The organism is Bacillus sp. FSL H8-0492 (assembly GCF_038006145.1).
Taxonomy (GTDB): Bacteria; Bacillota; Bacilli; order Bacillales; family Bacillaceae_G; genus Bacillus_A; species Bacillus_A mycoides.
Window position 1 is genome coordinate 1,507,375 of record NZ_JBBOUP010000001.1, and the last position, 20,846, is coordinate 1,528,220.

At 36.6% G+C, this 20,846-nt stretch carries 18 protein-coding genes and 1 riboswitch; all 18 genes read left to right on the forward strand.

The genetic code is table 11. The features are described 5' to 3' along the window. Positions 1-31: 31 nt before the first annotated feature. A complete protein-coding gene (gene truB, locus MHH66_RS07780) occupies positions 32-955 on the forward strand; it encodes a tRNA pseudouridine(55) synthase TruB (protein ID WP_078184338.1) in 924 nt (307 codons plus the stop codon). 43 nt (positions 956-998) lie between these two features. Then, positions 999-1,970 (forward strand): bifunctional riboflavin kinase/FAD synthetase, encoded by a 972-nt coding sequence (gene ribF, locus MHH66_RS07785; protein ID WP_078184337.1) that lies wholly within the window; start codon positions 999-1,001, stop codon positions 1,968-1,970. Positions 1,971-2,070: 100 nt separating this feature from the next. Then, the gene (gene rpsO, locus MHH66_RS07790) at positions 2,071-2,340 is read left to right on the forward strand and encodes a 30S ribosomal protein S15 (protein ID WP_001229392.1); all 270 of its coding nucleotides are present in this window, start codon (positions 2,071-2,073) and stop codon (positions 2,338-2,340) included. 161 nt (positions 2,341-2,501) lie between these two features. Continuing rightward, complete coding sequence (gene pnp, locus MHH66_RS07795; RefSeq protein WP_002137924.1) at positions 2,502-4,670, forward strand: polyribonucleotide nucleotidyltransferase; 2,169 nt, start codon at positions 2,502-2,504, stop codon at positions 4,668-4,670. Positions 4,671-4,824: 154 nt separating this feature from the next. Continuing rightward, on the forward strand, positions 4,825-5,724 hold the full coding sequence (locus tag MHH66_RS07800; RefSeq protein ID WP_063219179.1) for a polysaccharide deacetylase family protein: 900 nt from the start codon (positions 4,825-4,827) through the stop codon (positions 5,722-5,724). Positions 5,725-5,810: 86 nt separating this feature from the next. Next, positions 5,811-7,052, forward strand: a complete 1,242-nt coding sequence (locus MHH66_RS07805; RefSeq protein ID WP_002088150.1) for a M16 family metallopeptidase — start codon at positions 5,811-5,813, stop codon at positions 7,050-7,052. A gap of 134 nt (positions 7,053-7,186) precedes the next feature. Then, the gene (locus tag MHH66_RS07810; RefSeq protein WP_002014571.1) at positions 7,187-7,435 is read left to right on the forward strand and encodes a YlmC/YmxH family sporulation protein; all 249 of its coding nucleotides are present in this window, start codon (positions 7,187-7,189) and stop codon (positions 7,433-7,435) included. Positions 7,436-7,606: 171 nt separating this feature from the next. Next, positions 7,607-8,509, forward strand: coding sequence for a dipicolinic acid synthetase subunit A (gene dpaA / locus MHH66_RS07815; protein WP_016096230.1), 903 nt, complete (start codon positions 7,607-7,609; stop codon positions 8,507-8,509). Beyond that, complete coding sequence (gene dpaB, locus MHH66_RS07820; protein ID WP_078184336.1) at positions 8,506-9,105, forward strand: dipicolinate synthase subunit B; 600 nt, start codon at positions 8,506-8,508, stop codon at positions 9,103-9,105. Before dpaA ends, dpaB begins: the two co-directional genes overlap by 4 nt. 149 nt (positions 9,106-9,254) lie before the next feature. Then, complete coding sequence (asd, locus tag MHH66_RS07825) at positions 9,255-10,301, forward strand: aspartate-semialdehyde dehydrogenase (RefSeq protein ID WP_002014577.1); 1,047 nt, start codon at positions 9,255-9,257, stop codon at positions 10,299-10,301. A 23-nt stretch (positions 10,302-10,324) separates the two neighbouring features. Continuing rightward, the gene (gene dapG, locus MHH66_RS07830) at positions 10,325-11,557 is read left to right on the forward strand and encodes an aspartate kinase (protein ID WP_033731191.1); all 1,233 of its coding nucleotides are present in this window, start codon (positions 10,325-10,327) and stop codon (positions 11,555-11,557) included. 11 nt (positions 11,558-11,568) lie between these two features. Further along, positions 11,569-12,447, forward strand: a complete 879-nt coding sequence (gene dapA / locus MHH66_RS07835) for a 4-hydroxy-tetrahydrodipicolinate synthase (protein ID WP_078184335.1) — start codon at positions 11,569-11,571, stop codon at positions 12,445-12,447. Positions 12,448-13,055: 608 nt separating this feature from the next. After that, complete coding sequence (locus MHH66_RS07840) at positions 13,056-14,726, forward strand: ribonuclease J (protein WP_002014581.1); 1,671 nt, start codon at positions 13,056-13,058, stop codon at positions 14,724-14,726. Between the two features lie 102 nt (positions 14,727-14,828). Continuing rightward, positions 14,829-15,578: a translocation-enhancing protein TepA gene (gene tepA, locus MHH66_RS07845; RefSeq protein ID WP_002014582.1), complete on the forward strand. Its 750-nt coding sequence runs from the start codon at positions 14,829-14,831 to the stop codon at positions 15,576-15,578. Next, positions 15,575-15,778, forward strand: coding sequence for a YlzJ-like family protein (locus MHH66_RS07850; protein ID WP_002088064.1), 204 nt, complete (start codon positions 15,575-15,577; stop codon positions 15,776-15,778). Before tepA ends, MHH66_RS07850 begins: the two co-directional genes overlap by 4 nt. Before the next feature lie 214 nt (positions 15,779-15,992). Next, positions 15,993-18,377, forward strand: coding sequence for a DNA translocase FtsK (locus tag MHH66_RS07855; protein WP_033731189.1), 2,385 nt, complete (start codon positions 15,993-15,995; stop codon positions 18,375-18,377). A gap of 203 nt (positions 18,378-18,580) precedes the next feature. Then, positions 18,581-18,682: riboswitch (purine riboswitch) on the forward strand. Positions 18,683-18,915: 233 nt separating this feature from the next. Then, positions 18,916-19,641 (forward strand): GntR family transcriptional regulator, encoded by a 726-nt coding sequence (locus MHH66_RS07860; RefSeq protein ID WP_002088063.1) that lies wholly within the window; start codon positions 18,916-18,918, stop codon positions 19,639-19,641. A 90-nt stretch (positions 19,642-19,731) separates the two neighbouring features. Further along, positions 19,732-20,808, forward strand: coding sequence for a BMP family lipoprotein (locus tag MHH66_RS07865; protein ID WP_002190493.1), 1,077 nt, complete (start codon positions 19,732-19,734; stop codon positions 20,806-20,808). Positions 20,809-20,846: the final 38 nt, after the last annotated feature.

The window sequence follows — 20,846 nt, forward strand, 5'->3', positions numbered from 1 at the left end:
TACTACAAAAGAATAATGATGAGGTGAGTATATGGAAGGTGTAGTATTATTACATAAGCCAAAGGGAATGACATCACATGATTGTGTGTTCAAATTAAGAAAGATATTGCGTGAGAAACGAATTGGTCATACAGGGACACTGGATCCAGATGTAACAGGAGTATTACCTATTTGCGTTGGGCGTGCAACAAAAATTGCGCAATTTTTAACAAGTGAAACAAAAACATACGAAGGTGAAGTGACATTAGGATTTTCAACAACAACAGAAGATGCTTCTGGTGAAGTTGTGGAGAAACAAGATGTAAATCGTGTCATTACACGTAAAGAAGTAGAAGAGGTACTAGTGGAATTAACAGGGACAATTGAACAAATACCGCCGATGTTCTCAGCTGTAAAAGTTAACGGGAAAAAACTATACGAATATGCAAGGGCAGGACAAGAAGTTGAACGTCCAGTTCGTACAATTACAATTCATGAATTTGTATTACTTGATGAACGTGAAGTTTTTGAAGGGGAAAATATTTCATTTCGTTTCCGTGTAACGTGTAGTAAAGGAACATATGTAAGAACACTAGCAGTAATGATAGGTGAAAAAATTGGATTTCCATCACATATGTCTCACCTTGTAAGAACAGCATCTGGTGAATTTTTACTAGAAGATTGCATATCATTTGAAGAAATTGAAGAAAACGTGCAAAATGGAACAGTAGAGTCTATTTTCATCTCAATTGATGAGGCGCTAAGTAAGTTTCCAAAAATGGTTGTAGATGAAAAGCAAGCTGAAAAAATAAAGAACGGTATGTTCTTAAACAATGAATTAGAAACAACAGCACCATTTATTACAGTATTTGATAAAAATGATCGTTGCTTAGCAATTTATGAGCATCACCCAAAACACCCTGGAATGCTAAAGCCAATGAAAGTACTTGTGAATAATCAAGAACTAAAGCTATAATGAATTATTGGAAGGATTATTACAGAAAAAGGTGAATTCAAGCGTGAAACTTATTCATTTAGCTCATCCACATGAACAAAATAAAATAGAATTACCACCTACTGTAATGGCATTAGGATATTTTGATGGCATTCATTTAGGACATCAACGTGTGATTCGAACAGCGAAAAAAATAGCGGATGAAAGAGGATGTAAAAGTGCTGTCATGACGTTCCATCCACACCCATCTGTTGTATTAGGAAAAAAAGAAGCGCATGTGGAGTATATTACACCGATGCGCCTTAAAGAAGAAATCATCGCAAGTTTAGGAATTGATATCTTATATGTGGTGAAATTCGATGAGCCATTTGCTGGATTATTACCACAGCAGTTTGTCGATGAGTATATTATTGGTTTAAATGTAAAGCATGTAGTAGCAGGCTTTGATTATTCATATGGACGTTTAGGAAAAGGGAAGATGGAGACTTTACCATTTCATGCAAGAGGGGAGTTTACACAGACCGTGATCGAAAAAGTTGAATATCAAGAAGAAAAAGTAAGTTCTACTTCATTACGAAAGTTAATTCGAAACGGTGAAATGGAACAAATTCCATCTATTTTAGGGAGAGCTTACACGGTAGAAGGAACAGTTGTACACGGTGATAAGCGTGGACGTCAAATTGGTTTCCCAACTGCAAATGTAGGTTTAAGTGATGAATATTTGTTGCCACCTGTAGGTGTATATGCGGTAAGATTGAAGGTTCATGATGAATGGCATGATGGTGTATGTAATATCGGATATAAACCAACTTTCAAAGAGAATGAGCGTCAATTATCTATTGAAGTGCATTTATTTGAATTTAATAAAGACATATACGATCAAAGTGTTACAGTGGAATGGCACATGCGTATAAGAGAAGAAAAAAAGTTTAATGGAATTGATGAGTTAGTTGCTCAAATCGCTCAAGATAAAAAGGTTGCCCAAGAATATTTTGCGAGCGTAAAGAATATACTTGCTTTTTCAAATGAAAAGTAGTATTCTATGTTATGTACTTTATGACAACCATTACTTGGCATTGCGACTCACCGATGCTTGCTAGGTAACTGGGGGTTTAATTAATAGGAGGTGAAATAGGATGGCTTTAACACAAGAGCGTAAAAATGAAATCATTGCACAATTTAGAACTCATGAGACTGATACTGGTTCTCCAGAGGTTCAAATTGCTGTCCTAACGGAGCAAATTAACACTCTAAACGAGCACTTACGTACTCACAAGAAGGATCATCATTCACGTCGTGGTCTATTAAAGATGGTTGGTAAACGTCGTAACTTACTTACTTACCTTCGTAATAGCGATATCACACGTTACCGTGAATTAATCACAAAGCTTGGCTTACGTCGATAGTCAAAGAAGCGGGAATATTCCCGCTTTTTTGTTAGGTAAAAATATATCTTCTACTCTTTATAGCTTACTTAATTTTCGGCAATACTAGAGGAAAGAATATTATGATATACTATCCATTTACATAGAAGAATTGAATATTTTAAATTGAGAGGGGTACTTAAATGAGTCAGGAAAAGCAAGTCTTCTCGATAGATTTAGCTGGTCGTCAGCTAACAATTGAAACAAGTCAGCTTGCAAAACAAGCAAACGGAGCAGTATTAGTAAGATACGGCGACACAGCAGTTCTATCTACAGCAACTGCATCAAAAGAGCCAAAAAATGTAGATTTCTTCCCGCTTACAGTAAACTATGAAGAGCGTTTATATGCAGTTGGAAAAATCCCAGGCGGTTTTATTAAGCGCGAAGGCCGTCCAAGTGAAAAAGCAATTTTAGCAAGTCGTTTAATTGACCGTCCAATCCGTCCACTTTTCGCAGATGGTTTCCGTAATGAAGTACAAGTTGTCAGCATCGTAATGAGTGTTGATCAAGACTGTTCTTCTGAAATGGCAGCTATGCTTGGTTCTTCATTAGCATTATCTATTTCAGATATTCCATTTGAAGGTCCAATCGCAGGTGCGACAGTTGGTCGTATTAATGGCGAGTTCGTTATTAATCCAACAGTAGAACAGCAAGAACAAAGTGATATGCACCTTGTTGTAGCTGGTACGAAAGATGCAATTAACATGGTTGAAGCAGGAGCGGATCAAGTACCTGAAGAAACAATGTTAGAAGCAATTATGTTTGGACACGATGAAATTAAACGTCTAATTGCATTCCAAGAAGAGATTGTACAAGCTGTCGGTAAAGAGAAAACAGCAGTGAAACTTTATGAAGTGGATGCTGATTTGAACCAAGCTGTACGTGAAATGGCTGAGACAGATATGCATTCTGCAATTCAAGTGCACGAAAAACATGCACGTGAAGATGCAATTAGCGTAGTGAAAAAGCGTGTAATTGAGCATTACGAAGCTGAGGAAGCTGATGCTGATACATTAGGACAAGTAAGTGAGATTTTATATAAAATTGTAAAAGAAGAAGTACGTCGTCTTATTACAGTTGAAAAAATCCGCCCAGATGGTCGTAAAGGTGACGAAATTCGTCCTTTAGCATCAGAGGTTGGCATTTTATCTCGTACACATGGTTCTGGTCTATTCACACGTGGACAAACGCAAGCATTAAGTATTTGTACATTAGGTGCATTAGGCGATGTGCAAATTTTAGATGGTCTAGGTGTAGAAGAGTCAAAACGCTTTATGCACCATTATAATTTCCCTTCATTTAGTGTTGGTGAAACAAGACCAATGCGTGGACCGGGTCGTCGTGAAATTGGTCACGGAGCACTAGGAGAACGTGCTCTTGAACCTGTACTTCCATCTGAAAAGGATTTCCCATATACAGTTCGTCTTGTATCTGAAGTATTAGAGTCAAATGGTTCTACTTCACAAGCGAGTATTTGCGGTAGTACATTAGCGATGATGGATGCGGGTGTACCACTTAAAGCACCAGTTGCTGGTATTGCAATGGGTCTAGTGAAATCTGGTGAGCATTATACAATTTTAACAGATATTCAAGGAATGGAAGACCATTTAGGTGATATGGACTTTAAAGTAGCAGGTACTGCAAAAGGTGTAACTGCACTACAAATGGACATTAAAATCGATGGTTTATCTCGTGAGATTTTAGAAGAAGCATTACAACAAGCGAAAGTTGGTCGTATGCACATTCTAAATCACATGTTATCTGTTATCGCTGAACCTCGCATTGAGTTATCTGCGTATGCTCCGAAGATTATTACAATGGCAATTAACCCAGATAAAATTCGTGATGTTATTGGACCAAGTGGTAAACAGATCAATAAAATCATTGAAGAAACTGGCGTTAAAATTGACATCGAGCAAGATGGTACAGTATTCATTTCATCAATTAATCAAGAGATGAATGAAAAAGCGAAGAAAATTATCGAAGATATCGTTCGCGAAGTACAAGTAGGCGAAATCTACTTAGGAAAAGTTAAACGCGTTGAAAAATTCGGTGCGTTCGTTGAATTGTTTAGCGGTAAAGATGGACTTGTTCACATTTCTGAACTTGCACTTGAGCGTGTAGGTAAGGTAGAAGACGTTGTGAAAATCGGTGATGAGATTTCAGTTAAAGTTATCGAGATTGACAAACAAGGTCGTGTAAACTTATCTAGAAAAGTATTGCTAAAAGAAGAGCAAGAAAAAGAAGCAGCTAAAGAAGAAGCAGCTAAAGAAGAAGCAGCTAAAGAAGAAAACGCACAAGAGCAACAATAAGTGAAAGCCAGTTTAGCTGGCTTTTTTTGTTATGTAAAAAATGTGATTCATTTAGATTTTTATGTGAGTATAGGTATAGTTTTCATCATAACGCTCAAATTAACAAAGATAAGAAGAAAATGGTTTCTTTTTTATAGTTAATGGGAGGGTTTATATGAAAGCTCGTATATTAGCGTACATATTTATATTTTCTTTATATATGGGTTGTGGCTCTTATTCCGTTTTTGCGCAGGATAACTTGCATGAAGAGATTCAAAAGCATGTAAAACAGTACGAGATTATGCCGCAAAATGCGATGATTGATAAGATTTGGAAGGCGACGCCTGGGTATAATGGAAAACAAGTGGATATAGAAGCGTCCTATAATAATATGAAGAAAATCAAGAAGTTTGATCAAAAACAACTTGAATTTAAGGAAGTATCACCGAGTGTTCACTTAGAAGATTTACCACCAGCTCCCATTTATCGAGGACATCCAAATAAAAAGATGGTGGGATTAACAATTAATGTGGCCTGGGGTAATGAGTATTTGCCACGTATATTAGAGATATTGAAAAAACATGATGTGAAGGCGACTTTCTTTTTAGAAGGACGCTGGGTGAAAGAAAACTTACGATTTGCCAAAATGATTGTCGATGCAAATCAAGAAGTAGGAAATCATTCTTACACACACCCTAATATGAAAACGCTGTCTACAGATGAAATACGAGATCAATTACAAAAAACGAATCGAATGATAGAAGCAGCTACAAATCAGAAAGTGAGATGGTTTGCTCCGCCAAGTGGAAGCTTTCGGGATGAGGTAGTAAAAATAGCGGATGATTTCCAAATGGGGACGATTATGTGGACTGTAGATACAATTGATTGGAGGCGGCCAGAACCGGGTGTGCTATTGCAGAGAGTAATGCGAAAAATACATCCAGGTGCTATTGTACTAATGCATCCTACTTCATCTACAACAGAAGCGCTAGATACTATGATTAAAAATTTAAAGGAACAAGGATATAAAGTGGGGAATATTACAGAATTACTAGATGAAAAACGTGTGGATTAAATACATTTGCATGACATTCATCTCTAAACTTGTTATCATTAAATAATAGCAATTATTTAGAGAAACTGGCATTAGGAGGAAAGTTTTTGATTAAAAAATATACGTGTAAAAATGGTGTAAGAATTGTTATGGAGAATATACCAACTGTACGCTCGGTTGCAATTGGTATATGGATCCACGCAGGTTCAAGAAATGAAAATGAAAAAAATAATGGGGTTTCGCACTTTTTGGAACATATGTTCTTTAAAGGGACAGAAACGCGAAGTGCAAGAGAGATTGCAGAATCATTTGATAGCATTGGTGGACAAGTAAATGCTTTTACTTCAAAAGAATATACATGTTACTATGCGAAAGTGCTAGATGAGCATGCTAAATATGCATTAGATGTTTTAGCAGATATGTTCTTTAATTCAACATTTGATGAGGAAGAACTGAAAAAAGAGAAGAATGTTGTATGTGAAGAAATAAAAATGTACGAAGATGCGCCAGATGATATTGTGCATGATATGTTAACGAAAGCAACATATGAAACGCATCCGCTTGGATATCCTATTTTAGGAACAGAAGAAACGCTTGAAACATTTACAGGTGATACGTTACGTCAATATATGAAAGATCATTACACACCTGAAAATGTTGTTGTATCAATTGCAGGGAATATTGATGAAGCATTTTTACAAACTGTAGAGCAATATTTCGGTAGTTACGAAGGGACAACAAATCGTGAACAAGTACATAGCCCAATCTTCCATTTCAATAAAGTAGCACGTAAGAAGGAAACAGAACAAGCTCATTTATGTTTAGGATATAAAGGCTTGCAAATGGGACACGAAGATATTTATAACTTAATTGTATTAAATAATGTTTTAGGCGGTAGTATGAGTAGCCGTTTATTCCAAGAAGTACGTGAGCAACGTGGATTGGCGTACTCAGTATTCTCTTATCACTCTTCTTATGAAGATACAGGAATGTTAACACTTTACGGTGGAACAGGTAGTAAACAATTAGATACACTGTATGAAACAATGCAAGAAACGTTAAATACGTTGAAAAATACAGGTATTACAGAAAAAGAGCTTGTTAATAGTAAAGAACAATTAAAAGGAAACTTAATGTTAAGTTTAGAAAGTACGAATAGTCGTATGAGCCGTAATGGTAAAAACGAATTGCTTCTTCGTAAACATCGTTCTCTTGATGAGATTATTGAAAGTGTAAACACTGTAACAAAGCAAAATGTAGACGAGTTAATTCGCAATATGTTTACCGATGAATTCTCTGCGGCACTTATTAGTCCAGATGGAAAACTGCCAAAAGGAATGAAACTTTAATCGATCTTGTAATTCATTCGCTTTCGGAAATAACCGTATCTCTTTTATATGAGATACGGTTATTTTTTTATATATGCAGAATAGGTACTTATTATAGGATAACCTTCATAAAAAGTAGGATAGGGGGAGATTTAATGCGTTTAAGTGAATTAAGTGGCAAAGAGATTGTGGATTTAGAAAGAGCAGAAAAAATGGGAGTTTTAGGTCATGCAGATTTAGAAATTGATGAGAGAGATGGAAAAATACAAGCGCTTATTATACCTGCTGGGAAATGGGGAGGTTTTAAAAGAGAACAGCAAGAAGTGAGAGTAGAATGGAGCAAAATAAAGAAGGTTGGAAATGATATGATACTTTGCGATCTTACGAACCATTCAAGATCATAGTGAAAGATGACCATTTTGGTTGTCTTTTTTTATCTTTATATAAAGAAGATAAATCACGTGTGCTTTTTGTTTTTCAATCACCTCAAACTCGTACATTACATATGATGTGGAGGAAAAAGAAAAAGTAGGCATTTTTCTTATAAATGAAAGAAAAAGAAGGTGAATTAGGGAATGTTGACTGAGATGCATATTGCTGTCATAGGAGGAGATGCACGGCAGCTAGAAGTAATTCGCAAGCTAGTCGAACTGGACGCGAAACTTTCATTAATAGGGTTTGAACAGTTAGATCATGGCTTCACAGGGGCAGCAAAGGAAAGTATACAAGATTTAAATTTCACTTCTTTAGATGCAATTATTTTGCCGGTTGCAGGGACGAATGCCAGAGGAGAAGTAGATACTATTTTTTCAAATGAGAAAGTTTCCATAACGAAAGAACAAATTGAAAAGACGCCAGAAAACTTCACTATATATTCAGGTATTGGTACACCTTACTTGGAAAATCTCGTAGCTACTACAAATCGCAAACTTGTAAAATTATTTGATCGTGATGATGTTGCAATCTATAACTCTATTCCGACCGTAGAAGGTACACTAATGATGGTTATTCAACATACTGATTACACAATTCATGGATCGAATGTAATGGTTTTAGGATTTGGTAGAACTGGTATGAGTGTTGCAAGAGCCTTTCAATCATTAGGAGCACATGTCAAAGTTGGAGCGAGACGTTCGGAACATATTGCTCGTATTACAGAAATGATGTTTTCTCCTTTTCATATGCAAGACATAGAGAAAGAAGTAGGTAATAGCGATATTGTTATTAATACAATTCCGCATCTCGTTGTGACAGCGAATGTTATTTCAAAAATGCCAGCTCATACGCTAGTTATTGATTTAGCTTCTAAGCCAGGTGGCACGGACTTTCGCTATGCGGAGAAGCGTGGAGTGAAGGCACTATTAGCACCTGGTCTTCCTGGGATTGTTGCACCGAAAACAGCAGGACAAATATTAGCGAATGTTCTTTCTCAGTTATTAATAGCAGATGCAATCGCAAAGGAGGATGATGAGAAATGAGTTTGAAGGGAAAACGAATTGGTTTCGGATTTACAGGGTCACATTGTACGTATGAAGAAGTTATGCCACATTTAAAGAAGTTAATTGCAGAAGGTGCAGAAGTACGTCCCGTTGTTTCTTATACTGTCCAATCAACAAATACTAGATTTGGCGAAGGGGAAGAATGGATTAAAAAGATCGAAGAAATAACCGGTTTTAAGGCAATTAATTCAATCGTTGGCGCAGAGCCACTAGGACCGAAAATTCCACTAGATTGCATGGTGATTGCACCACTAACAGGGAATTCGATGAGTAAATTTGCAAATGCAATGACAGACTCTCCAGTATTAATGGCAGCAAAAGCGACGCTTAGAAATGGGAAGCCTGTCGTATTGGCTGTTTCGACGAATGATGCTTTAGGGCTTAATGGAGTAAATCTCATGCGCCTAATGGCTACAAAAGATATCTACTTCGTACCATTTGGCCAAGATGCACCAGAGAAAAAACCGAACTCAATGGTAGCTCGTATGGAGTTACTTGAAGATACAGTATTGGAAGCGCTACAAGGAAAACAATTACAACCTGTTGTTGTAGAAAAATTCAGATATATGAATTAAAAAACGAAAAAAACGTACAATTTTTGTTGAAACCATCATTCTTACTGTAGAATATGATAAAATTAACGTTATTAAGATTAGAGGGGGCATTGTAAGCTCCTTCTAATTCTAAGTTATAGAAGGATTGGTATCTAGAAAGGGGCATAGTGATGGAAAAGCAAAAAACTTTTCATGTCGCTGTAGTTGGAGCAACCGGCGCAGTTGGTGAACAAATGTTAAATACTTTAGAGAAGCGAGAATTTCCAATTGGGAAGTTAACGTTACTTTCATCTAAACGATCTGCAGGTAAGAAACTTGTATTTAAAGGCGAAGAATTTACAGTTCAAGAGGCAACTCCTGAAAGTTTTGAAGGAGTAGATATTGCACTATTTAGTGCAGGTGGATCTGTATCGAAACAATTAGCGCCAGAAGCAGCAAAGCGCGGTGCAATTGTTGTTGATAATACAAGTGCATTCCGTATGACAGAAAACGTGCCACTTGTTGTACCTGAAGTAAATGAAAATGATTTAAAAGAACATAATGGTATTATTGCAAATCCAAACTGTTCTACAATTCAAATGGTAGTAGCTCTTGAACCAGTTCGTCAGCAATATGGTTTAAAACGAGTAATCGTTTCCACATATCAAGCTGTATCAGGTGCTGGTGCGGCAGCTATTGAAGAACTTCATGAACAATCACAAGCAATCTTAAATGGCGAAGAAGTAAAGGCGAATGTTTTACCTGTATCAGGTGACGAAAAGCATTTTCAAATCGCTTTTAATGCTATTCCACAGATTGATAAATTCCAAGATAATGGATTTACATTCGAAGAAATGAAAATGATTAATGAAACGAAAAAAATTATGCATATGCCTGAATTAGAAGTAGCTGCGACATGTGTACGTTTACCAGTTGTATCGGGTCATTCCGAGTCTGTGTACATTGAAGTAGATAAAGAAGGCGTAACAGTAGAAGAAATGAAAAACTTACTTGCAAATGCAGAAGGTATTGTACTGCAAGATAATCCAGCAGAGCAGTTATATCCAATGCCAGCTACTGCAGTAGGTAAAAATGAAGTATTCGTTGGAAGAATCCGTAAAGATTTAAATAATGATAAAGGATTCCACCTTTGGGTCGTATCTGATAACTTATTAAAAGGCGCTGCATGGAATTCTGTTCAAATTGCAGAGCGCTTAGTAAAATTACAATTAGTGTAAACGGCTAAGAGAAGGTGCAAAATATGAAAATTATTGTTCAAAAATTTGGTGGTACATCAGTACGTGATGACAATGGGCGCAAGCATGCGCTTCACCATATAAAAAAATCGTTAGCTGCTGGTTATAAAGTAGTTACTGTTGTATCAGCAATGGGCCGTAAAGGTGAACCGTATGCAACTGATACGTTATTAAGTCTTGTAAATCAAGAGGAACCTAATATTTCTAAACGTGAGCAAGATTTATTATTATCATGCGGAGAATTAATCTCAGCAATTGTTTTCTCTAACATGTTGAATGAGAATGGTATAAAAGCAGCAGCATTAAATGGTGCGCAAGCTGGTTTTGTAACGAATAATGACTTTACGAATGCTAAGATTATTGAAATGAATTGCGATCGTATACATGAAGAGTTACAAAATGTAGATGTTATCGTCGTGACTGGATTCCAAGGTCAAACGAAAAATGGAGATACGACAACACTTGGACGCGGAGGTAGTGATACCTCAGCTTCAGCATTAGGTGTTGCGCTTCATGCTGAATATATCGATATCTTCACAGATGTTGAAGGTGTTATGACTGCGGATCCTCGTATCGTAAAAGATGCACGTCATCTTCAAACTGTAACATATAACGAGATTTGTAACATGGCTTATCAGGGTGCGAAAGTTGTTCATCCGCGTGCGGTTGAAATTGCGATGCATGCAAAAGTACCACTTCGTGTACGTTCTACGTATTCTGATAGTGAAGGTACGCTTATTGCGGCATATGATGGTGCTACAAAAGGGCAGGATGTAGAAGAACGTCCTGTTACAGGGATTGCCCATGTGTCAAACGTAACGCAAATTAAAGTGCTTGCAAAAGAAACTGCATATGATTTACAACAACACGTGTTTAAAGAAATGGCTAATGAAGGGATTAGTGTGGACTTAATTAACATTTCTCCTACTGGTGTAGCTTACACAGTAAAGGATAGTGTATCAGCGCGTGCAGTTGAGGTTTTAAAGCACCTTGGATATGATCCAGTGGTGACAGAGCATTGTGCGAAGGTTTCTATCGTTGGTGCTGGAATGGCAGGTATTCCAGGGGTTACAGCGAAAATTGTCACAGCTTTAGCGGAAAAAGGTATTCAAATTCTGCAATCAGCAGATAGTCATACGACAATTTGGGTTCTTGTAAAAGAAGCCGATTTAGTGGAGGCTGTGAATGCATTACATAGTGCATTTGAGCTTTCAAAAGAAAAGCAACTGGAACAATAAGGAGTGAGATCATGATAGATTTTGGGACAATTGCAACCGCGATGGTAACACCGTTTGATAAAAATGGTAATATCGATTTTGCAAAGACAACGAAATTGGTAAATTATTTAATTGATAACGGTACAACAGCAATCGTGGTAGGAGGGACGACTGGAGAATCTCCTACATTAACATCAGAAGAAAAAGTAGCGTTATATCGCCATGTCGTATCTGTTGTCGATAAAAGGGTGCCCGTCATCGCTGGAACAGGTAGCAATAATACGCATGCTTCTGTCGATTTAACAAAAAAGGCAACTGAAGTTGGTGTTGATGCAGTTATGCTAGTGGCACCGTATTATAATAAACCGAGTCAAGAAGGGATGTACCAGCACTTTAAAACAATCGCTGAAAGCACTCTGCTTCCGGTAATGCTATATAATGTTCCAGGACGATCTATTGTACAAATCTCCGTTGATACAGTTGTTCGTTTATCGGAAATAGAAAACATTGTTGCGATTAAAGATGCAGGCGGCGATGTATTAACAATGACAGAAATCATTGAAAAAACAGCGGACGACTTTGCAGTATACAGCGGTGATGATGGTTTAACATTACCAGCTATGGCAATTGGAGCAAAAGGTATTGTTTCTGTAGCATCTCATGTTATCGGGAATGAAATGCAAGAAATGATTGCTGCATTCCAAGCTGGAGAGTTCAAAAAAGCGCAGAAATTACATCAATTACTAGTAAAAGTAACGGATGCACTATTTATGGCGCCGAGCCCAACACCAGTAAAAACAGCATTACAAATGGTGGGATTGGATGTAGGTTCTGTACGTTTGCCACTTCTTCCATTAACGGAAGAAGAAAGAATAACGTTACAATCCGTAATGCAATCTATTCCTCGTTAATAAAAATGACCTAGTGTGAAACTAGGTCATTTTTATTTTGACTAACTATATGTAAGTGATGAAAATTAGCTATAGTTAATAGGCTGTAATAAGAAGGGGATGGCAGGGGGGAGAATTAGTAAGAAACTGATTACAGAGATAAGATTTTTTTAGTGAATATCGTTTCATGTTTATGTAAAGAATTTACATGAATATTTTTCCATCAAACTCTTATTACGTAGGGAAAATAGTAAAACTGATATGAATTTTGCCCTCTTAAATTATAATCTCATTTTAGTGTCTTCTCTTGTCTTTCGCATAATTTAACTTGTGTTCTATTTCTTGTATCAGTTATAATATGGCTAAGTAGCTTAGTACGGGTATGCTTAGCAAAATTGGTAAAAATTAAGATTTAATGAAATTTTCATATCATATCGAATAAGATATTTGATTTATATAATGAAAGAGAGGTGAAACCTGGTTTAAAAAATTAACAAGGACATGATATCGCATAACGGTAAGGACATTCGTCTTGGACGGTGAATATATGGTGGTTGTAGAGTTTCCCCTGGTGTCTCTGCAATTTTAGTGAAATCAGTGTTTGCAAGATTTTTAAACCAGGCAACAACATGAAGAGAAAAGAGAATGAGTCTGTTAAAGTATTTGCTCTTGGCGGAGTAGGTGAAATCGGAAAAAACATGTACTGTGTTGAAATTGATTCTGAAATCTTTATTGTAGATGCCGGATTGATGTTCCCGGGAGATGAAATGTTTGGGATTGATATTGTTATTCCTGACATTACATATTTAGTAGAAAATCAAGAGCGAGTAAAAGGACTATTTATTACCCATGGTCATGAAGATCATATTGGTGGAATTGTTTATGTGCTTCGTAAATTATCTATTCCAGTATATGCGACGAAATTAACGGTAGGACTTATACAAGAAAAGCTTGGCGAAGCAGGAATGTTAGGCCGTGTAGACTTAAAAACAATTGACTCGAATTCAACAGTAGAGTTTAATTCAACAAATGTGTCATTCTTCGGAACGACACATAGTATTCCGGATTCTGTGGGTGTTTGTTTCCATACATCAAAAGGTGCTGTAGTATATACAGGAGACTTTAAATTTGATCAAACTCCAATCGGAAATAGTGGAGCAGATCTTGGGAAAATGGCGCAAATTGGAAATGAAGGCGTACTTTGCTTGTTATCTGATAGTACAAACGCTGAACGTCCTGGTTATACAGGTTCGGAAAAAGAAGTTGGTATAGAGATTTCTAAAGTATTCTATAGTTCAGAAGGACGTATTATTGTTGCTTCATTTGCCTCCAATGTACATCGTATTCAACAAGTGTTTGATGCAGCTGCTGAAACTGGAAGGAAAGTAGCGGTAGTAGGACGTAGCATGGTGAAAGTGGTAGATATTGCAAGACGTCTTGGTTATTTAGATGTTCCAGAAGGTATGGTTATTTCATTACAAGAAATAGACAATTTCCCGGAAAAAAAGGTAGCTATCTTAACGACTGGTAGTCAAGGGGAACCGATGGCAGCCCTTTCTAGAATGGCGAAACAAGCTCATAAACAAATTTCAATTCGTAAAGGTGATACTGTTATTATTGCAGCTTCTCCAATTCCAGGAAATGAAGTATCTGTATCAAAAATTATTGACTTGTTATTTAGATCTGGTGCTGAGGTTATTTATTACGGTGAAAGAAAAGTTCACGTTTCAGGTCATGGTAGCCAAGAAGAATTAAAGCTGATGATAAATTTAATGAAGCCGAAGTATTTTGTACCCGTACATGGTGAGTTCCGTATGCAAAAAGCACATGCGTATTTAGCGGAAGATGTAGGTATTGCGAGAGAGAATATCTTTATCGTAGAAAAAGGCGATGTAATTGCTTTTGGTGACGATGAAGCAAAATTAGCTGGTAAAGTGCAAGCTGGTAATGTTTTAATTGATGGATTAGGTGTAGGTGACGTCGGTAACATCGTTCTTCGAGATAGAAAGATGTTATCTCAAGATGGAATTTTAGTTGTTGTTGTAACACTTGGTAAGGATGAAAAGAAAATAATCTCTGGTCCAGAAATTATTTCACGCGGCTTTGTATATGTTCGTGAATCAGAAGCATTAATCGAACGATCCACAGATATTGTACGTATGATTGTTGAACAATCAATTAAAGAATATACAATTGAATGGTCTATGTTGAAACAAAATATTCGTGAATTATTAGGGCAGTTCTTGTACGAAGAAACGAAGAGAAAGCCAATGATTTTACCGATTATTATGGAAGTATAAAGAAGGTCACCTTTACAGGTGATCTTTTTCTTTTTTAACCCTATCGAATGAAATTCATAACTTAAGAAATAATAGTTATATACGAGTGAAAGGGGATGCGATATGACAGAACGTGATCGTTATACAAATGAAGAAAAAGAAGCTGAGCCGAAAGAAGTTCCAAAAGAGGCTTCTATAGTGGAGAAAATTCAGCAACTTGGACAGACAAATGTACCACAAATGAATGAATCGCGTATTCATTGCTTAACAATTGTTGGGCAGGTGGAAGGTCATATTCAGTTGCCACCACAAAATAAAACAACAAAATATGAACACATCATTCCGCAAATTGTCGCGATTGAACAAAATCCAAAAATTGAAGGTTTACTGTTAATATTAAATACAGTTGGGGGTGACGTTGAAGCTGGATTAGCGATTTCTGAAATGGTGGCTTCGCTTTCAAAACCAACTGTATCTCTTGTTTTAGGAGGAGGGCATTCAATCGGTGTACCGATTGCGGTCTCAACTGATTATTCATTTATTGCCGAAACAGCGACGATGACAATTCATCCAATTCGTTTAACAGGTCTTGTTATAGGTGTGCCACAAACATTTGAGTATTTGGATAAAATGCAAGAAAGAGTCATTCGATTTGTGACAAAGCATTCGAAAGTAACGGAAGATCGTTTTAAAGAGCTTATGTTTGCAAAAGGGAATTTGACGCGAGATATTGGGACGAATGTAATAGGTGGAGATGCAGTGAAGTATGGTCTTATAGATGGTGTCGGTGGTATTGGTAGCGCACTTCGAAAATTAAACGAATTAATTGATGAACGCAAGGATAATAGTACAGAAGGGACAATGCTACAATGATTTTATATACAATTATGCCAGAGCAACTTGTGTATCCGGCCGATTATTCACAATGCGAAAGCCAAAAAGTTGTGAATATAAATGGCGTGGAATTAGTGGTTTCTGAGGAGGATAATCAATGTTACTCTATTGTACGTGTATTAAGTACGAATCCGTCTCACTACCTAGAGTTTGAGCCTGGACAGAAAATTACCTTTTAGCAAAAAGAAGGATTTTGTTTAGGAGCTATGGTATAATATAAAAAACAAGACGGTTGAGCAGCCATGAGTAGGCTGCTTTCTTCTGTTTATTTAACATTTTACAAGAAGTGTAAAAATAGAAGATATAAAGACCTGAAAAATAGAGAGAAAGACATGTAAGTAGATCTTTTTTATAAGAAAGTTGTACTTAATTTCTAGAACACGAGGTGAAGAAATGGCAAAACAAAAGCAAAGAGGGACGAAGGCTAAGGCAAGACGTACGATAAAGCCAACTTTGTATTATGAAATCGTCGGGTTGACTCTTTTTGCACTTTCGATTATTACGATTTTACAGCTAGGTGTTGTAGGGAAATCGTTTGTGTTATTTTTTCGCTTCTTCTTTGGTGAGTGGTACATAATTGGTGTGTTAGGTGTAATAGCTTTATCTGTTGCGTTTGTAATAAAGCGGGGATGGCCCAACCTTTTAAATAAACGGCTAATAGGTGTTTATTTAATTGTACTAGCAATATTAATGTTTAGTCATATTACATTATTTAACCTGCTTACGAAAGATGGAGCTGTGCAAAATACTTCTGTAATTGTTAGTACAAAAGATTACTTCTTCCTTGAAATGAAAAAGGGCCCGGATAGTGTTCATTTAGGTGGTGGTATGTTCGGTGCATTGATGTTCGCAACGTGCTACTTCTTATTTGACGAAGTAGGGGCATATATCATTGGAATTATTTTAGTTATTCTTGGAATACTTTGTATAACAAATAAACATATTGGAGAAGTACTTGCTCCGGTAGGGAGAATTCTTAGAAGTCAGTTTCAAGTAATGCAAGGGGATTATAAAGATTGGAAATCTCAAAGGGTCGCCGAGCAAACTGAAAAGAAAAAAACAACAAGAAGCAAGAGGCGTGAACGTGTTGCTGAACAAGAAGAAGCTATTGAGCCAGTAGAAGAAATAGAAATTGGTCCACCAATTATTTCGAATTTTACTGAGAATTATCCAGTACGTGAAGAGACGGAAAAGCAGATAGAAGAAAATGATTTAATCACTCCTCCGTTTATTGAAGAGGCAGTTCCGCCTGCGCCAGAAGAACAACCTCACAAGAAACGAGGAGAAAAAATCGTTGAATCGCTAGAAGGTGAAACGAAAGCACCTCCTATGCAATTTTCTAATGTGGAAAATAAAGATTATAAGCTTCCTTCGCTTGATATATTAAAGTTTCCCCAAAATAAGCAAGTTACAAATGAAAATGCGGAAATTTATGAAAATGCTCGTAAATTGGAACGTACATTCCAAAGTTTTGGTGTGAAAGCGAAAGTAACAAAAGTACATAGAGGTCCTGCAGTTACGAAATATGAAGTGTATCCTGATATGGGAGTAAAGGTAAGTAAAATTGTTAGTTTAAGTGATGATTTAGCGCTTGCTTTAGCAGCGAAAGACATTCGTATTGAAGCACCTATTCCCGGGAAATCAGCTGTAGGGATTGAGGTTCCGAATTCAGAAGTTTCTATGGTAACGCTGAGAGAAGTTCTTGATTCAAAGGCGAATAACCACCCAGAAGAGAAGTTATTAATCGGTCTTGGACGTGATGTTACAGGAGAGGCTGTATTGGCACGTTTAAATAAAATGCCCCATTTATTAGTAGCTGGTGCGACTGGTAGTGGAAAGAGTGTATGTATTAATGGAATTATTGTAAGTATTTTAATGCGTGCAAAACCGCATGAAGTAAAATTAATGATGATTGATCCGAAAATGGTAGAGTTAAATGTATATAACGGTGTTCCGCACTTATTAACACCAGTCGTAACTGATCCGAAAAAAGCATCACAGGCTTTGAAGAAAGTTGTGAGTGAAATGGAGCGTCGTTATGAATTATTCGCGCATAGCGGTACGCGTAACATTGAAGGATATAATGATTATATTAAAGAACATAATAGCCAATCGGAAGCGAAACAACCTGAATTACCATATATTGTAGTAATTGTGGACGAGTTAGCTGATTTAATGATGGTTGCTTCTTCGGATGTAGAAGATGCGATTATGCGTTTAGCGCAAATGGCACGTGCTGCTGGTATTCATTTAATTATTGCGACTCAGCGCCCGTCAGTTGATGTTATCACAGGTGTTATTAAAGCGAATATTCCATCGCGTATTGCATTTGCTGTATCTTCCCAAATAGATTCTCGAACGATTCTTGACGGTGGTGGTGCAGAAAAGTTGCTAGGTCGTGGAGATATGTTATTCATACCAATTGGTGCATCGAAACCTGTTCGTGTACAAGGGGCATTTTTATCAGATGATGAAGTTGAGAGAGTCGTAGAAGCTGTTATTGCGCAGCAAAAAGCGCAATATCAAGAGGATATGATTCCACAAGATGTTCCTGAAACAAAGCAGGAAGTAGAAGATGAATTATACGATGAAGCGGTTCAGCTTGTAGTAGAAATGCAAACAGCATCTGTTTCTATGTTACAACGTAGATTTAGAGTAGGATATACGCGAGCAGCTCGTTTAATTGATGCCATGGAAATGAATGGTGTAGTAGGCCCTTATGAAGGTAGTAAACCAAGGGGAGTACTCATTAAAGATGTGCAAGAAAAAAGTTCTTAAAAAAAGCCTAATTGTTTTTACAATTAGGCTTTTTTATATGCTGTTTTTGTTATATACTATAGTCACTGGCTAAGAAAGGGCTTACATTTTTAAGGGTCCTTTAGAATACGAATGCTTATCGTTTTGATTTTCAAAACGTTCGATATTTAATGTAGAAAAATGTTGAAATCTGTTGACACATATGGGAGAAAGTGGTAAGATTACTTCGAAAAGAATCACTGCCTCATATAATCTTGGAGATAAGGTCCATAAGTTTCTACCTGGCAACCATGAATTGCTAGACTATGAGGGGAAAAGTGTGTAACAAAGGATGTAAGGAATCTTTGTGCCGAACTTTTTCTCTATATGAGAAATGTTTATGGTACAAAGTTTTTTTTATGGAATAAAGTGTGAAAATTTCATCTTGAAAAATTATTAATATTTATTCGATAATTACGCTTATTTTTAGTATTTAGTAATTTATACTATGTTGTAAGTTGAAAAAAGAGAAAAGAAGTCTTACATCAGAGGTCGAATAATTGAAATGCGGGGGAGTCTTATGTCAGTAAAATCCGATAGTCGTCACTTATATTTGCGGGTGATTGATCACATCAAAGGAAAAATTAAAGATGGGGCTTACAAAGAAAAACAAAAGTTACCTTCAGAGTTTGATCTAGCGAAAGAACTTGGTGTAAGTAGGGCAACTTTAAGGGAAGCACTACGTATTTTAGAAGAAGAAAATGTTGTTATTCGTAGACATGGTGTAGGGACATTTGTAAATGCGAAGCCGTTATTTTCTTCCGGAATAGAGCAACTTTCTAGTATTACAGATATGATTTCTAGTGTGGGGAAAACACCAGGAACAATCTTTTTATCATCATCTACAACAACTTTAACAGAAGAAGAAAAAGAGAAATTTAATTGTGAAGATGCTTTTAGCGCAGTAATGATTGAACGTGTTCGTACAGCGGATGGGGAACCAGTTGTATATTGTATTGATAAACTGGCAAAAGAGATATTACCAGATTTATCGGGATACAATGAGGAATCGCTGCTTACAGTAATACATAATAATACGCACAAGCGTATCACATACGCAGTTGCTCACATTGAACCGATTGGTTATCACCCGAAAATTTCACCGATTTTAGAATGTGAACCTGAAACGGCACTGCTAGTTTTAAAACAAATGCACTATGATCAAAATGATGAGCCAATCTTATATTCTATTAATTACTTTAGAGCTGATAAGTTTAGCTTCCACGTATTAAGAAAACGTATGTAGGGAAGTTCCTTTTTAGGGAGGTGACAGCAAGAAGTAAGGGACAGCAGCGTATGAATCATTAGAAAAAACATTTCAGGAGGGGTTTCTAGTATGAAGAAAAAAACAGGTCTTTTATTATCGTTAACGTTAGCAGCAAGTACAGTGTTAGGTGCATGTGGTAACTCGGATAAAGCGGATAGTGACAAAAAAGGGGATAAAGAGTTTAAGGTTGGTATGGTTACAGATGTTGGGGGCGTTGATGACAAATCATTTAACCAATCTTCTTGGGAAGGATTACAACAGTTTGGTAAAGATAATGGATTAAAAGAGAAGACAAATTATCGTTATCTTCAATCTGAAAAAGAAGCGGATTATATTCCGAACTTAAAGAAATTTTCAAAAGATAAGTATGATTTAGCTTTCGGTATTGGGTATAAATTAGAGGGAGCAATTAAAGAAGTAGCAAAAGAATCTCCAAAACAACAATTTGCAATTGTTGATACTGTTGTAGATGCACCAAACGTAACAAGTATTACATTTAAAGATCATGAAGGGTCATTCCTTGTAGGTGCGGTGGCAGCTATGTCAACAAAATCGAATAAAGTAGGATTTGTTGGTGGAATGAAGAGTGATTTAATTAGTAAATTCGAGAATGGATTTAAAGCTGGTGCTAAGGCAGTGAATCCAAATATTGAAATCGTATCTGAATATGCTGAAGCATTCGATAAGCCTGAAAAAGGTACAGTTCTTGCGTCAGCAATGTATGGTCAAGGCGTAGATGTTATTTATCATGCTGCTGGTGGTACAGGTAATGGTGTATTCACTGAAGCGAAAAACCGTAAGAAAAAAGGTGAAAACGTTTGGGTAATCGGTGTTGACCGTGACCAAAATCAAGAAGGTATGCCTGAAAACGTAACATTAACTTCAATGGTAAAACGTGTTGATATCGCTGTACAAAAAGTAGCAAAAGAAGCGAAAGATGGAAAATTAAAAGGTGGTAAAATTGAAGCGTTTGGCTTAAAAGATGACGGTGTTGGTATTGCAAAAACAACTGATAACGTGAAAAAAGTTAACCCTGAGATTTTAACAAAAGTAGAAGAATTTGAAAAGAAAATTACAGCTGGAGAAATTAAAGTACCAGCTACAGATAAAGAATATAAAGAATATGAAGCTTCTCTAAAAAAATAAAGATAGAGAAATAGCAAAGGTTAGTTCTTAGAACTAAC